This is a genomic window from Micromonospora sp. NBC_01699, assembly GCF_036250065.1.
Lineage (GTDB): Bacteria > Actinomycetota > Actinomycetes > Mycobacteriales > Micromonosporaceae > Micromonospora_G.
Genome location: NZ_CP109199.1, coordinates 1 through 15,463 on the forward strand (window position 1 = coordinate 1; position 15,463 = coordinate 15,463).

6 protein-coding genes and 3 rRNA genes are annotated in these 15,463 nt (G+C 65.8%); 5 read left to right on the forward strand and 4 right to left on the reverse strand.

Translation table 11 applies throughout. From position 1 onward, the window contains the following. Positions 1 to 164 precede the first annotated feature (164 nt). The 4 genes from OG792_RS00005 to OG792_RS00020 all read left to right on the forward strand — a co-directional run bounded on the left by OG792_RS00005 (position 165) and on the right by OG792_RS00020 (position 7,695). Positions 165 to 1,679, forward strand: a 16S ribosomal RNA gene (locus tag OG792_RS00005). Positions 1,680 to 2,051: 372 nt separating this feature from the next. After that, positions 2,052 to 5,160: ribosomal RNA gene (locus OG792_RS00010) — 23S ribosomal RNA — on the forward strand. A 91-nt stretch (positions 5,161 to 5,251) separates the two neighbouring features. Next, positions 5,252 to 5,368, forward strand: a 5S ribosomal RNA gene (gene rrf, locus OG792_RS00015). The 16S, 23S and 5S rRNA genes sit together here, the layout of an rRNA operon. A gap of 230 nt (positions 5,369 to 5,598) precedes the next feature. After that, positions 5,599 to 7,695 (forward strand): amylo-alpha-1,6-glucosidase, encoded by a 2,097-nt coding sequence (locus tag OG792_RS00020; RefSeq protein ID WP_329106111.1) that lies wholly within the window; start codon positions 5,599 to 5,601, stop codon positions 7,693 to 7,695. Between the two features lie 189 nt (positions 7,696 to 7,884). Here OG792_RS00020 and OG792_RS00025 read toward each other — a convergent pair whose 3' ends face one another. From OG792_RS00025 to OG792_RS00040, 4 genes are all read right to left on the reverse strand, one after another. Beyond that, the gene (locus OG792_RS00025) at positions 7,885 to 8,679 is read right to left on the reverse strand and encodes a S1 family peptidase (protein WP_329106113.1); all 795 of its coding nucleotides are present in this window, start codon (positions 8,677 to 8,679) and stop codon (positions 7,885 to 7,887) included. Positions 8,680 to 8,823: 144 nt separating this feature from the next. After that, the gene (locus tag OG792_RS00030) at positions 8,824 to 10,698 is read right to left on the reverse strand and encodes a VanW family protein (protein WP_329106115.1); all 1,875 of its coding nucleotides are present in this window, start codon (positions 10,696 to 10,698) and stop codon (positions 8,824 to 8,826) included. A gap of 235 nt (positions 10,699 to 10,933) precedes the next feature. After that, entirely contained in the window at positions 10,934 to 12,295 is a 1,362-nt protein-coding gene (murD, locus tag OG792_RS00035) for a UDP-N-acetylmuramoyl-L-alanine--D-glutamate ligase (protein ID WP_329106117.1), read from the reverse strand. A 277-nt stretch (positions 12,296 to 12,572) separates the two neighbouring features. After that, the gene (locus OG792_RS00040) at positions 12,573 to 14,243 is read right to left on the reverse strand and encodes a DUF885 domain-containing protein (protein ID WP_329106119.1); all 1,671 of its coding nucleotides are present in this window, start codon (positions 14,241 to 14,243) and stop codon (positions 12,573 to 12,575) included. Positions 14,244 to 14,430: 187 nt separating this feature from the next. Between OG792_RS00040 and OG792_RS00045 the strand changes: the two genes are divergently transcribed. Further along, positions 14,431 to 15,429 carry a DMT family transporter gene (locus OG792_RS00045; RefSeq protein WP_329106121.1) on the forward strand — a complete coding sequence of 333 codons (999 nt, stop codon included), beginning with the start codon at positions 14,431 to 14,433 and terminating at the stop codon, positions 15,427 to 15,429. The last annotated feature ends 34 nt before the right edge of the window (positions 15,430 to 15,463 follow it).

The window sequence follows — 15,463 nt, forward strand, 5'->3', positions numbered from 1 at the left end:
GTTCGGTGTGTGTTTGTTCTTTGAGAACTCAACAGGGTGCTTGATAAGCCAGTGCCAATTATGATTTTACCCCGGCCGGCTTGCTTGTTCTTTTGGGGACAGGTTGGTTTGGTTGGATTCCTTTGGCAACTTTTTTGTTGTCGGGACATTTTTTCCAAGGATTTTTGTTGGAGAGTTTGATCCTGGCTCAGGACGAACGCTGGCGGCGTGCTTAACACATGCAAGTCGAGCGGAAAGGCCCTTCGGGGTACTCGAGCGGCGAACGGGTGAGTAACACGTGAGTAACCTGCCCTAGGCTTTGGGATAACCCTCGGAAACGGGGGCTAATACCGAATATGACTGCTGGTCGCATGACTGGTGGTGGAAAGTTTTTCGGCCTGGGATGGACTCGCGGCCTATCAGCTTGTTGGTGGGGTAATGGCCTACCAAGGCGACGACGGGTAGCCGGCCTGAGAGGGCGACCGGCCACACTGGGACTGAGACACGGCCCAGACTCCTACGGGAGGCAGCAGTGGGGAATATTGCACAATGGGCGGAAGCCTGATGCAGCGACGCCGCGTGAGGGATGACGGCCTTCGGGTTGTAAACCTCTTTCAGCAGGGACGAAGCGAGAGTGACGGTACCTGCAGAAGAAGCACCGGCCAACTACGTGCCAGCAGCCGCGGTAAGACGTAGGGTGCGAGCGTTGTCCGGATTTATTGGGCGTAAAGAGCTCGTAGGCGGCTTGTCGCGTCGACTGTGAAATCCCGCGGCTCAACCGCGGGCTTGCAGCCGATACGGGCAGGCTAGAGTTCGGTAGGGGAGACTGGAATTCCTGGTGTAGCGGTGAAATGCGCAGATATCAGGAGGAACACCGGTGGCGAAGGCGGGTCTCTGGGCCGATACTGACGCTGAGGAGCGAAAGCGTGGGGAGCGAACAGGATTAGATACCCTGGTAGTCCACGCTGTAAACGTTGGGCGCTAGGTGTGGGGGGCCTCTCCGGTTCTCTGTGCCGCAGCTAACGCATTAAGCGCCCCGCCTGGGGAGTACGGCCGCAAGGCTAAAACTCAAAGGAATTGACGGGGGCCCGCACAAGCGGCGGAGCATGCGGATTAATTCGATGCAACGCGAAGAACCTTACCTGGGTTTGACATGGGCGGAAATCCGGCAGAGATGTCGGGTCCTTCGGGGCCGTTCACAGGTGGTGCATGGCTGTCGTCAGCTCGTGTCGTGAGATGTTGGGTTAAGTCCCGCAACGAGCGCAACCCTCGTTCGATGTTGCCAGCGCGTTATGGCGGGGACTCATCGAAGACTGCCGGGGTCAACTCGGAGGAAGGTGGGGATGACGTCAAGTCATCATGCCCCTTATGTCCAGGGCTTCACGCATGCTACAATGGCCGGTACAATGGGCTGCGATACCGTGAGGTGGAGCGAATCCCAAAAAGCCGGTCTCAGTTCGGATCGGGGTCTGCAACTCGACCCCGTGAAGTCGGAGTCGCTAGTAATCGCAGATCAGCAACGCTGCGGTGAATACGTTCCCGGGCCTTGTACACACCGCCCGTCACGTCACGAAAGTCGGCAACACCCGAAGCCGGTGGCCCAACCCTTGTGGAGGGAGCCGTCGAAGGTGGGGCTGGCGATTGGGACGAAGTCGTAACAAGGTAGCCGTACCGGAAGGTGCGGCTGGATCACCTCCTTTCTAAGGAGCACCTGCCCACGAAGGTGGGTCAGGAGCCCGCATCGCCCGAGTGTGGTGGTGGGGTGCTCAGATGGCGGAGACACTGGTGAGTTCACGGCTGGCAACGGCTACTCAATCGCTAGTACAGCTGCGGTCTTTGGATCGTGGTGGGAGTGTGGTTGGTGGTGCGGCTGGTGGTGGATGATGAGCACCCTGTTGGGTCCTGAAGGAACAAACACTGTGTGTTTGTTGTTTCGGGTTGCCAGGCATGGCCTGTCGCTGCAAACGGATCTCCGGAGCCTGGTTTTTTGGGTGGTGGGGTTTGGTGTGGTGGTTGTGGGTTGTGGGTTGGTCGTTTGTTGAGAATTGCACAGTGGACGCGAGCATCTTTGTGGTCAAGTTGTCAAGGGCGAACGGTGGATGCCTTGGCACCAGGAGCCGATGAAGGACGTGGGAGGCCGCGATAGGCCTGGGGGAGCTGTCAACCTAGCTGTGATCCCAGGGTGTCCGAATGGGGGAACCCGGCAGCAGTCATGTGCTGTCACCTGCACCTGAACACATAGGGTGTATGGAGGGAACGCGGGGAAGTGAAACATCTCAGTACCCGTAGGAAGAGAAAACAAAATGTGATTCCGTGAGTAGTGGCGAGCGAAAGCGGATTGAGGCTAAACCGGCTGCGTGTGATACCTGTCAGGGGTTGCGTGGTTGGGGTTGTGGGACTCTGCTGATTCAACTGACATTGGGTCGAGAAGTTATAAAACCAGTTGCTAGCCGAATGGTGTGGGAAAGCCAACCGTAGACGGTGAGAGTCCGGTAGGTGAAAGTGGCTGGTCTTCTGTGGATGTTCCCGAGTAGCGGCGGACCCCTGTAATCTGCCGTGAATCTGCCAGGACCACCTGGTAAGCCTAAATACTTCCTGGTGACCGATAGCGGACTAGTACCGTGAGGGAATGGTGAAAAGTACCCCGGGAGGGGAGTGAAATAGTACCTGAAACCGTTCGCCTACAATCCGTCGGAGCCTTTAGGGGTGACGGCGTGCCTTTTGAAGAATGAGCCTGCGAGTTAGTGGCATGTGGCGAGGTTAACCCGTGTGGGGTAGCCGTAGCGAAAGCGAGTCTGAATAGGGCGTTCAGTCGCGTGTCCTAGACCCGAAGCGGAGTGATCTAGCCATGGGCAGGCTGAAGCGTGGGTAAGACCGCGTGGAGGGCCGAACCCACCAACGTTGAAAAGTTGGGGGATGACCTGTGGTTAGGGGTGAAAGGCCAATCAAACTCCGTGATAGCTGGTTCTCCCCGAAATGCATTTAGGTGCAGCGTCGCGTGTTTCTTGCCGGAGGTAGAGCACTGGATGATCTAGGGGGCCTACAAGCTTACCGAAATCAGCCAAACTCCGAATGCCGGTAAGTGAGAGCGCGGCAGTGAGACTGCGGGGGATAAGCTTCGTAGTCGAGAGGGAAACAGCCCAGATCACCAGCTAAGGCCCCTAAGCGTGTGCTAAGTGGAAAAGGATGTGGGATCGCATAGACAACCAGGAGGTTGGCTTAGAAGCAGCCACCCTTTAAAGAGTGCGTAATAGCTCACTGGTCAAGTGGTTCCGCGCCGACAATGTAGCGGGGCTCAAGTACACCGCCGAAGCTGTGGCATTCATATTTTACTTCGCGTGTTCTTTCGAGGGCGCGTGCAGGTGTGTGGATGGGTAGGGGAGCGTCGTGCCGCGGGTGAAGCAGCGGAGTGATCCAGTTGTGGACGCGGCACGAGTGAGAATGCAGGCATGAGTAGCGAAAGAAGGGTGAGAAACCCTTCCGCCGGATGACCAAGGGTTCCAGGGCCAGGCTAATCCGCCCTGGGTGAGTCGGGACCTAAGGCGAGGCCGAGAGGCGTAGTCGATGGACAACGGGTTGATATTCCCGTACCCGCGAAAGAGCGTCCGTGGTGAACCTCATTGTGCTAACCATTTGATTCTGCTGGGGCCTTCGGGTTTTGGTGGTTGATTCTGGGAACCTGGTGGGTAGTAGTCAAGCGATGGGGTGACGCAGGAAGGTAGCTGAGCCCGGCCGGTGGTTGTGCCGGGGTAAGCGTGTAGGCCGTGTCGTAGGCAAATCCGCGACGCATATAGGCTGAGACGTGATGCCGAGCCGATTCAGGTGAAGTCAGTGATCCTATGCTGCCGAGAAAAGCCTCTAGCGAGTTCTTAGCGGCCCGTACCCCAAACCGACACAGGTGGTCAGGTAGAGAATACCGAGGCGATCGGGCGAACTGTGGTTAAGGAACTCGGCAAATTGCCCCCGTAACTTAGGGAGAAGGGGGGCCGGAGACGTGAAGCCCCTTGCGGGTGGAGCGTTGTATGGCCGCAGAGAGCAGGGGGAAGCGACTGTTTACTAAAAACACAGGTCCATGCGAAGAAGTAATTCGATGTATATGGACTGACGCCTGCCCGGTGCTGGAACGTTAAGGGGACCGGTTAGCTCTTCGGGGCGAAGCTGAGAACTTAAGCGCCAGTAAACGGCGGTGGTAACTATAACCATCCTAAGGTAGCGAAATTCCTTGTCGGGTAAGTTCCGACCTGCACGAATGGCGTAACGACTTCCCCACTGTCTCAACCACAGGCCCGGCGAAATTGCATTACGAGTAAAGATGCTCGTTACGCGCGGCAGGACGGAAAGACCCCGGGACCTTTACTATAGCTTGACATTGGTATCCGAATTAGCTTGTGTAGGATAGGTGGGAGCCGGTGAAGTCCATACGCCAGTATGGGTGGAGGCAATCTTGAAATACCACTCTGGTTGATTTGGGTATCTAACTTCGGACCGTGATCCGGTTCAGGGACAGTGTCTGGTGGGTAGTTTAACTGGGGCGGTTGCCTCCTAAAATGTAACGGAGGCGCCCAAAGGTTCCCTCAGCCTGGTTGGCAATCAGGTGTTGAGTGCAAGTACACAAGGGAGCTTGACTGTGAGACTGACAGGTCGAGCAGGGACGAAAGTCGGGACTAGTGATCCGGCACTTGCGAGTGGAAGCGGTGTCGCTCAACGGATAAAAGGTACCCCGGGGATAACAGGCTGATCTTCCCCAAGAGTCCATATCGACGGGATGGTTTGGCACCTCGATGTCGGCTCGTCGCATCCTGGGGCTGTAGCAGGTCCCAAGGGTTGGGCTGTTCGCCCATTAAAGCGGTACGCGAGCTGGGTTTAGAACGTCGTGAGACAGTTCGGTCCCTATCCGCCGTGCGCGTAGGATACTTGAGAAGGGCTGTCCCTAGTACGAGAGGACCGGGACGGACGAACCTCTGGTGTGCCAGTTGTCCCGCCAGGGGCACGGCTGGTTGGCTACGTTCGGAAGGGATAACCGCTGAAAGCATCTAAGCGGGAAGCTCGCTTCGAGATGAGGTATCCCACCCATGCAAATGGGGTAAGGCCCCCAGCTAGACTACTGGGTTGATAGGCCGGAGATGTAAGCTCGGTAACGGGTTGAGTTGACCGGTACTAATAGGCCGAGGACTTGATTACTAAGGTGCTACGCGTCCACTGTGTGATTCCCGACAAACGAACAACACCCCAAATGTGGTTTGGGTTGAGTTGTTTGTTAAGTCGATAGTGTTACGGCGGTTATAGCGGTGGGGAAACGCCCGGTTACATTCCGAACCCGGAAGCTAAGCCCTCCAGCGCCGATGGTACTGCACTCGTGAGGGTGTGGGAGAGTAGGACGCCGCCGGACAACTTTCTAGTTAGGGCCACCCTTCGGGGTGGCCCTAACTTGTTTCCCGGCCCCTGTCTCCGGGGCGGCCCGTGCGACGTACGGGACTGATGCGACCGGTCTGGCGCAAGCTCACCCCGTGCGGGTGACGTGGGCGGGGTGGCAGTGGGGAGGCTGCCTGCCGGGGAGGTTCATCCTGGCCGGGTGGGGCGCCCTTCGACCCGCGTTCGACGCGATAGGGGGCCGCAGCAGTGAAGCAGTTCGTCACCATCCTGGCCGGCAACGCCTTCGTCGTCAGCGACGGACGCGGTGACATCGAGCCGTCGCCGCTCGTACCGACCGGGATGTTCTCGTTCGACCTCCGCTTCCTCTCCGAATGGAAACTGACCGTCAACGGCGAACGTCTGCACGCCCTTTCCGTCGACGACCTCCAGTACTACGAATCCCGGTACTTCCTCGTCCCCGGCGAACCGACGCACTACCTCGACGCCAAGGTCTCGGTGATCCGCCACCGCCAGCTCATCGGCGGGTTGCGGGAGGAGTTGACCGTACTCAACCACCGGGGCGAGACGGTCGAGTTCACCGTACGGCTGGACATGGCGGCCGACTTCGTCGACGTGTTCGAACTCAAGCAGACGCTGGACACAAAACGCACCACCTCCGTGGTGGTCGAGAGCGACGGCCTGCGGCTCCGCTACGTCCGGGGCGACTATGTACGGGAAGCGGTGGTGACGTCGAGCGCCCCGGCCGACATCGACGAGCGCGGCATGACCTTCCGGCTCAGACTGGAGCCGCACGGGCAGTGGACCACCTCGCTGTACGTGTCCGCGTACCTGCCCGGCGGCCATCGCGGCCAGGACATCCGGGAACTCCTGGAAACGCGCCGCCCCGCGGTGAACCCGGAGACACAACGGGACCTCGAATCCTGGCTCGCCGGCGCACCGCAGCTCGGCTGCGACGACGCCGCCCTGGCGACCGCGTACCGGAGGGGGTTGATCGACCTGGCCGCACTCCAGTTCGGCTCCCTGGCCACCGGCGCGAACCTGATCGCCGCCGGAACGCCCTGGTTCATGACCTTCTACGGCCGGGACAGCATGCTCACCTGCATCCAGGCCATGGCGTTCACCCCACAGCTCGCGGTCGGCACGCTGAACACCTTCGCGGCAACCCAGGCCACCGTGTTCGACGACTTCCGGGAGAAGGAACCCGGCAAGATCCTGCACGAGTTCCGGTACGGGGAGTCGTCGGCGTTCGAGGAGGAGCCACACTCGCCGTACTACGGGGCCGCCGACTCGACGCCGCTGTTCGTGATCCTGCTCGACGAGTACGAGCGCTGGACCGGCGACATCGAACTCGTCCGCCGGCTCGAACACGAGGCACGGGCCGCCCTGCACTGGATCGACACGTACGGCGACCTGCTGGGCAACGGTTACGTCTCGTACGAGCGGCGCAACACCGCCAGCGGGCTGGAGAACCAGGGCTGGAAGGACTCACCCGACTCGATCTCGTACCGGGACGGGCGGCTGCCGTCGTTCCCGCTGGCCACCTGCGAACTACAGGGCTACGCGTACGACGCGAAGATCCGTGGGGCGCGGCTGGCCCGGCGGATCTGGCACGACCCGATCTACGCCGACCGCCTGGAGGCGGAGGCGGCCGACCTGAAGGCCCGGTTCAACCGCGACTTCTGGGTCTCCGACGGTGAGTACTACGCGCTGGCGCTGGACGCGGACGGTGGCCAGGTCGACGCGCTGTCGTCGAACATGGGCCACCTGCTGTGGAGCGGGATTGTCGACCCGTCGCGGGCCGGCCGGGTGGCCGAACACCTGCTGGGTCCGCGACTCTTCTCCGGTTGGGGCATCCGCACCCTCGCCGAAGGGGAGGAGCGCTACAACCCCACCGGGTACCACACCGGTGCGATCTGGCCGTTCGACAACTCGTTCATCGCCCTCGGCCTGCGACGGTACGGCTTCGACGCGGAGGCGGGCCGGATCACCCAGGCGATCATCGACGCCTCGCAGTACTTCGACGGGCGGCTGCCCCAGCTCTTCGCCGGATACGACCGGGGACTGACCAAGTACCCGGTGCAGTACCCGACCACCTGGAGCCCGCACGCCTGGTCTGCCGGGACCCCGCTGATGCTGATCCGGGTCCTGCTGGGCCTGGAACCGCACGACGACCACCTGGTGGTCGACCCCGCCCTACCCGAGGGCATGGGTCGGATCGAGCTGCTCGACGTACCCGGCCGGTGGGGGCGGCTCGACGCGTTCGGCCGGGACCGGGTGGAGAGCCAGCAGCGGCGTTCCGGCCGGGGCGGCCGGCGCGGCGGAGGCAACGTCGTCGCACCGTGAACCCGCCCGGCCGGAGCGGCCGCCGGTGCCACGCTTTCGGGAGCCGGGGCGACTTCGGGTGGCGCGCTTTCGGGCCGCAGTGGCGCGGGTGGCCCCGACCGGGCAGGAGCGTGTCGTTGCCGGTCGCGTACACGAGAACGGCGGCCGGACCGGGAGGTCGTCCCGGACCGGCCGCCGCTGTGCGTACGGTCAGCCGCCCAGGCTCGCGGCGGCCGAGGCGATTGCCGAGCTGAAGTAGCTCACCTGGGTGTAGACGCCCGGGTAGTTGGGGCGGGCGCAGCCGTTGCCCCAGCTCACGATGCCCACCTGGACCCAGGCGTTGTTGGCGCCGCGACGGAACATCGGGCCGCCCGAGTCACCCTGGCAGGTGTCGGTGCCACCGGCGGCGAAGCCGGCGCAGATCTCCTCGGCGACGACGACGTCCCCGCCGTACTGGGAGTCACAGGTGCTGTCGGCGACGAACGGCACGGTCGCCTTCAGCAGGTACCGCTGCTGCGGTCCACCCTCGCGGGCGGCACCCCAACCGGCGATGGTGAACGTGCCGCTGTCGTACGCGGTGCTGGTGGCGATCGGCAGCGTGGCCAGGGTGGTCACCGGGGTGGCCAGCCGGATCAGTGCCCAGTCCTTGCCGGTGCCGTTGTAACCCGGCGCCCGGTAGACGTAGTTGGAGCGGACCGTGATCCGGCTGGACGCCTGGAGGTCGACGTTGCCGAGGGTCGCGGTGATGCTGGTGTTGTTGCCGGTGGCGCCGACGCAGTGCGCGGCGGTGAGGACCAGCCGGGGGCTGTAGAGGGCGCCGCCGCAGCCCATCGAGAGCCGGACCATGAATGGGAACTCGCCCTGGGCGGCCCGAGTGCCGCCGACGACCAGCGGAGTCACGCCGCCGTCCGAGGCGGCGGCGGGTGCGACCAGTGCGAGACTGCCGACGGTTACCGCGGTCAACGCGGCGGCCGCCAGGCCGGTGAGCTTGCGCCAGCGAACCATGGGATCCCTCTCCAAGCAAAGGATTGGCGCGCCTTGTGGGCGCGCGCAGATCACGTTGCCGGCAGCGTATGGAAGCCGAGCGATGTATCGCAATGCTTCGATGTCATCCCGGTTGTGTCATACCTTCGGGGATGGGTTCCGGGTTCAGCTCGGCTTCTTGGCGCAGACGTACCGGGGCTCGGCGTCGTACCGCCAGGAGAACTTCTCCCGCTTCTGCTCCTTGCCGTCCTTGACGAAGACCCGGAAGGCGTCCTGGGTGAAGCCGTCGATGCCGCTGGTGGCGATGCAGGACGGACCGGGATCGAGGTGGATCAGCTTCGGCTTGGTGATGTTGCGGCGCGGGCCGTACACCGTCTTGACGCTGTCGTACACCTTGGTGCCCCAGATCGACACGGTGATCGTGCTGTTGGTCCACGAGGTGTCGATCAGAACGCCGTACGGGCTGTCGTTGCGGAACTTGAAGTCCAGGTCCGGGTAGAAGATCGTCGACTCGATCACCGCCGGGTACCGGTCGAACCAGTACGAGTGCGGCTTGTGCTCGACGTCCTCCAGGCCCGCGTAGTACGTGGCGTTGAAGATGGTGGTGGTGAACTGCGACGCCCCGCCGCCGACCCCCGGCACCAGTTTGCCGTCCAGGATCACCGGCGCGTCCTTGTAGCCCTGCGCGTAGCTGCGCTCACCGGTGTGCTTGTTGAGGGAGAACGTCTCGCCCGGCTTGACCACCGCGCCGTCCACCTCCTTGGCGATCGTCACGATGTTGTGACTGCGCGGGGAGGAGAGCCCACCGGTGAACTTGGTGGTGAAGGTGGAAACCTGTTCCTTGATCCCCAACTTGGCCATCGCGTCGGTGCTGGTCTTCGGCTCGACCGGCTTGAGTACGCCCTTGACCTCGCGTCCGTCGCTGCGCGGCAGCACCGCCAGCAGGTCCCGGCTCAGCGCCGCGGTGTCCACCGCGTGCCCGGGGCTGCTCGCCACCACCTGCGGCTTGCCGCCCTGGAGACCGACGGTGGCCTCCTTCGGCTTGACCTCGACCTTCGCCAGCTGGGTGGTCAGCGCCGCCTGGAGCTTTTTCTCGTCCACGACCGGCGCGATCTTGCCGGTCTTGTCCGCGTTGAGCAGCAGGCTCTTCGCGATCGCGGCCGGCGGGATGCTGAACGAGCCCTTCTCGGTGGTCACCGTGACCGGCGCGGCCACGGCCGGCTTCGCCAGTTCGGCGACGAGCTTGTCGACCTCTTCCTTCGTGGTCGCCGGCTGCGCCTCGACCAGCGGTACGACCACCGGCTGGCCGCTGAGCCACCCGCCGCGCAGCGCCTGCGCCGACTGCTCCGGGTCCAGATCCTGGCCCGGAGCCGGGTAGTTCGGCTTCGGGGTGGTGCCCTGGAAGACGATCGACGGCTGGGTCATCGGCCGGCCGGTACGCCCGACCGTCTTGCGCAGCTCGGCGTCCAGCAGGCCGGCGTCGACGGTGATCACGGGCTCGACGGTGCGGGACTTGAAGAGCAGGTCGACCGGCCCCGGACCGGCGCCGACCGTCGCGTCGACGGTGGCGGTGACGTCCACGGCCAGGCCGACGTCGATCGGCTTGAACTCGGCCGTCTGGTCGCCGACCTTCACGGTGACCGGTCCGGTGAGGGTGTCCGCCCGCCGTTCCAGCTCGGTCCGCAGCAGCGCGGCCGCCGCCTCCCGGGACTTGCCGCCCAGATCGACGCCGAGCACCTGGGTGCCGCGCGGCACCTCCCCGCTGTACGCGTACCCGGCGGTGCCGCCGATCGCGGCCAGCACGGCGGCGACCAGGCCGCCGGCGACGAGCGCCGTCCGTCGGCCACGGCGGGACTTCGGCTCGGCCGGGAACGGGGTCGGGTCGTCGCCGTGGTCGGGGGTGCCGAAGGTCATCAGGTCCGGCTGCTGCGGCTCGGGTGCCGACCCGGTCACGGGCCCGCTGGCCTGCCGCGGCACCGCCGCGATCTCGGTGGTCGGCGTCTCGCCTGCGGGTGGTCTCTTCGCGCCGTACAGGCTCACAGGGCAACCTCGATCAGGGGATGGGCGGGGGTGGGGTCGGTGCAAGCCCGCGTGGTGACACGACCCGGACGTTTACGGTAGCCAAGCGCGGCACCGGATGACAGCCCGCATGGGCTTGCGGTGGATTCGCCTCCGCGAATCTCTCACGCTACTGGACCATGGACGCGGGCCCGACGGCCGAAAGGACGAAAATCAACCGGTACGAGCCGGTAGTGGAGCCGACCGGGTCGCCGGGTCAGCCGGCGGTGTCGGAGATCGCCTGGCGGAACACCCGTGACCGGTGTGCGTAGTTGTCGAACCGGCCGTAGCTCGGTGCGGCCGGAGACAGCAGCACCACCCCTCCGGCGGGCGTGTGTACGCGGCCGAGCCGGACCGCCTCCACCAGGTCGTCCGCACCGATGGTGGTGATCCCGGGCAGGTCCTTGACCGTTTCGAGAATGCGTGGCCCACTGTCCGGTACGCCGATCAGGGTCGCCTCGACGGCCTGCGCGGCGAGGAAGTCGCGCAGTGGTGCGTAGTCCACCCCACGGTCCTCGCCGCCGACGATCACGGTGAGCGGCCGGTGGGAGAACGCCTCGATGGCGTGGATCGCCGACTGCGGGATGGTGGAGAGCGAGTCGTCGACGAAGGTGATGCCGGACGGGTCCTCGATCGGGGTCAGCCGGTGTTCGAGCGCGGGAAACGCGGCCGCCGCCTCGGCGAGCCGGTCGGCCTCCGCCACCAGGTCCACGCCGACCGACTCCAGTACGGACAGCGCCACGCAGAGGTTCCACTCGTTGTGCCGTCCGACCAGTGGAAACGCCGAGCGGGGGAAGAGCGGCCGGTCGGCGAGGTGCACCCAGCGGGTGCCGTCCGGTCCGGGCGCCACGTGGGTGGTGTCCGGGCGACCGGCGGCGACCAGCGGCAGTCCGGGACGGGCGGCGAGCTGTGCGACGAGTTGCTCGTCGTTGGCGTTGAACACCACCCGGCCGGGGCCGTGCTCGACGATGTTGAGCTTGTGCCGGTAGTACTCGGATTCGCTGCCGGCCCAGTCGAGGTGCTCCGGAACCAGCGCGGTGAGGGCCACCACCTGCGGCGAGACCAGCAGGTCCGCGCACTGGTACATGGACAGCTCCAGCACGTACCGGTCGGCGGGGGGCAGTTCGAGCACGGCGGTGCCGATATTGCCGCCGATCTCGTTGGGCTGGCCGACGGCGGTCAGCAGGTGGCTGATCAGGACCGTGGTGGTGCTCTTGCCCTTGCTGCCGGTGACCCCGATGGTGGTGGGCGCGTGGTCGGCCATCCAGAGGGCGGTGCCGCCGGTCACCGTCACGCCCCGTTCGCGCAGCCGGATCATCCACGGGTGGGTTTCGCCGATCACCGGGGACCGGACCACGACGTCCGCGCGCAGCAGCAGGTCGAGAGCTTCCGGGCCGGTGTGCAGCGGGGCGAGTTCGGCGAGCCGGCCCTCCCACGGTCGGGCCAGGAAGGTTTCCCGGTCCTGCACCGTGACCAGGTCGGCCGGGCCGACCGGGGCGATCGTGTTGACCGCGGCGACGCCCTCCCGACCGGTGCCCCAGACGGCGACGCGTCGACCACGTAGATCAGTGAGGTGCACCAGAACTCCTTCGCCCGCGAACCTCGGCGGCTGCGGCCCGCGGCTCGCGTCCATACTTTAGTCCGCCGGCCCCGGTCTGCCGGCCACGGCGCGGACAACGCCCCGACACGGTACGGACAGCGCCCCCACCGGGTACGGACAGCGCCCCCACCGGGTACGGACAGCGCCCCCACCGGGTACGGACAGCGCCCCCACCGGATACGCCGACCGGGGATGGTCCCGGTCGGCGTACCGGCGGTGGTGGCGGGTGACCCGTGGCGGGAGCCCGGCGCGGCGGTCAGAGCCGGGCCAGTGCCGACTTCAGCGGGTCGAGTCCGAGCGAGCCGAGGTTGAGCGCGTCGAGGTGGAACTGCTTCAGGTCGAAGTCGGGCCCCCTACGGGCCTTGGCGTCGTCACGGGCCTGGAGCCAGATCCGCTCGCCGACCTTGTACGCCGGCGCCTGTCCCGGCCAGCCGAGGTAGCGGTTGAGTTCGAAGCGCAGGTTCTCGTCCGGCACCCGGCAGTGGGCGCGCATGAACTCCCAGCCGAGTTCGGGGGTCCACCGCTGCCCGGGGTGGAAGCCGAACGGGTTGTCCCTCGGGATCTCCAGTTCGAGGTGCATGCCGATGTCGACGATGACGCGGGCGGCCCGGAACGCCTGCCCGTCGAGCATGCCGAGCTTGTCGCCGGGGTCGTCGAGGTAGCCCAGGTCGTCCATCAGCCGCTCGGAGTAGAGCGCCCAACCCTCGCCGTGCCCGGAGGCCCAGGAGAGCAGCCGCTGCCAGCGGTTGAGCAGCTCGGCGCGGACCTGGGTCTGGCCGATCTGGAGGTGGTGACCGGGTGCGCCCTCGTGGTAGACCGTGGTCACCTCGCGCCAGGTGGAGAACCGGTCGATCCCCTGCGGCACCGCCCACCACATCCGGCCCGGCCGGGAGAAGTCCTCGCTGGGACCGGTGTAGTAGATCCCGCCGTCGCTGGTCGGGGCGAGGCGGCACTCGATCCGGCGTACCTGCTCGGGGATGTCGAAGTGGGTGCCGTGCAGGTCGGCGATGGCCTTGTCGGCCAGGTTCTGCATCCAGTCGCGGAACGCCTCCTTGCCCTCGATCCAGCGGGCCGGGTCGGCGTCGAGGGCGGCGACGGCCTCGTCGACGGTCGCGCCGGGGGAGAGGATCCGGGCCGCCACCGCGCGCATCTCGGCTTCGAGCCGGGCCAGTTCGTCGAAACCCCAGGCGTACGTCTCGTCGAGGTCGATCCGGGCACCGAGGAAGTACTGCGAGGCGAGTTGGTACCGCTCCCGTCCGGCGGCCTGCTTGTCCCGCCCACGGGGTGCGAGCTCGGTACGCAGGAACTGGCCGAATTCGGCGGTCGCCGCCGTTGCCGCCGCCGCGCCACGTTGCAGTTCGGTGGCGAGCGTGCCGTCGGCGCCGAGCCGCTCGACCAGCCCGTGGAAGAAGTTGTCCTGCTTCGGGTCGGTCCAGATGTCGCACTGCTTGGCGACTTCGATCATCTGTGCCCGTGGGCTGACGTGTCCGGCGTCGGCGGCGGTGAGCAGCGTGGTCCGGTAGTCGGCCAGCGCGGCGGCGAACGTGTTGAGCCGGGCGGCGACGTTGGCGACCGCCTCCGGGCCCTCGGTCGGCATCAGGTCGAACACCTGGCGGATCTCGTGCAGACCGCTCGCGATCACGTTGATCTCGCTGGCGGTTTCGCCGGCGTCGTACCGGGCGAGTTCGAGGCCCAGGCGTTCCTGCATCGCCTCCTTCGCGGTGTGCTCGGACACCGAGGTCGGTTCGAGTACGTCGAGTTCGGCAAGGGTCCGCCGGTTGAGTTCGGCCTGCGCGGCGTAGCCCTGCGGCGACAGGTCGCCGAGTTGGTCGTCGTAGCCGGTGATGCCGACGAAGGTGGCACCGGTCGGGTTCAGCGGCGCCCACTCGGCCACGTAGCGGTTGGCGAGGTCATCGATTTGTCCCACGACCCGACCCTACGTGACCGACCGGCCGCCGGGTCGAGCCATTTGTGCCTGCCGGTGACGGTTGTCCCGGCCACCGTCCGCGTTCACCGCCCGAACCCTCCGGGCAGGCCACGGGTCGCCGATTGGCCCGGCCCGAGGTCTGGAACCCGCGCGACTTCTGTCGGACCGGTGCGGCAGAGTGTCAGGGGTGAACACCCCTGCCGCTCCTGACAGCAACGTACGCGCCTGGCTGCCGGGTTTCCTCGCCGTCGCCGTGATCTGGGGGGCGAGCTTCCTCTTTATCAAGATCGGCGTACGCGAGCTGCACCCGCTCTACGTCACCCTCGGCCGAGCCGGCGCGGGCGCGCTGACCCTGCTCGTGGCGCTGGCCGTGCTGCGTGACCGACTGCCCCGCGACCCGATCCTGTGGTTGCACCTGACGGTGGTCGCGACCGTCGGGGTCGCCGTGCCGTTCACCCTGTTCGGGTACGGCGAGCAGCGGGTCTCCTCGATCCTCGCGGGCATCTGGAACGCCACCACCCCGCTGGTCGTACTGCCGATCGCGGTGCTGGTGTTCCGCACCGAGCGGATGACCGCGCGGCGGGCGACCGGCCTGGTCCTCGGCTTCGCCGGGGTGCTGGTGGTGCTCGGCGCCTGGCAGGGACTGGGCGGGGCACAGTTCACCGGGCAACTCTTCTGCTTCGGCGCCGCCGTCTGTTACGGGCTCTCCATCCCGTACCAGAAGCGGTTTATCGCGGACCGACCCGAGTCGGGCCTGGCGCTCACGGCGGGCCAGTTGCTGGTCGCGACCGTGCAGCTCGCGATCGTCGCGCCGCTGGTGGCCGGCGCTCCGCCGGCGCCGACCGGCCTGTCGCCCGACGTGATCGCCAGCGTGCTCGCGCTGGGCGCGGTCGGCACCGGCCTCGCCTTCGTGATCAACCTGCGGACGATCCGGCTGGCCGGGGCGAGCACCGCCTCGACCGTGACCTACCTGATCCCGATCTTCGCGGTGCTGGTCGGGGTGCTCGCGCTGCACGAACGCCTGGCCTGGTATCAGCCGGTGGGCGCGGTGATCGTGCTGCTCGGGGTCGCCGTGTCGCAACGCCTGATCTTCCGTGGCCCGCGCCGCCGCCCGCAGTGGGACGAACCGAGCCCGGACCGCCCGGACCGCCCGGTCGGCGCGGCCGATCCAGCCGTCTCCCGCTGAGCCGATCCGGTCCTCGGGACGATCGCCGGGAGGG

Coding starts and splice junctions, on each gene's coding strand:
- OG792_RS00025 (WP_329106113.1), bottom strand. CDS start 8,679: ATGGTTCGCTGGCGCAAGCTCACCGGCCTGGCGGCCGCCGCGTTGACC.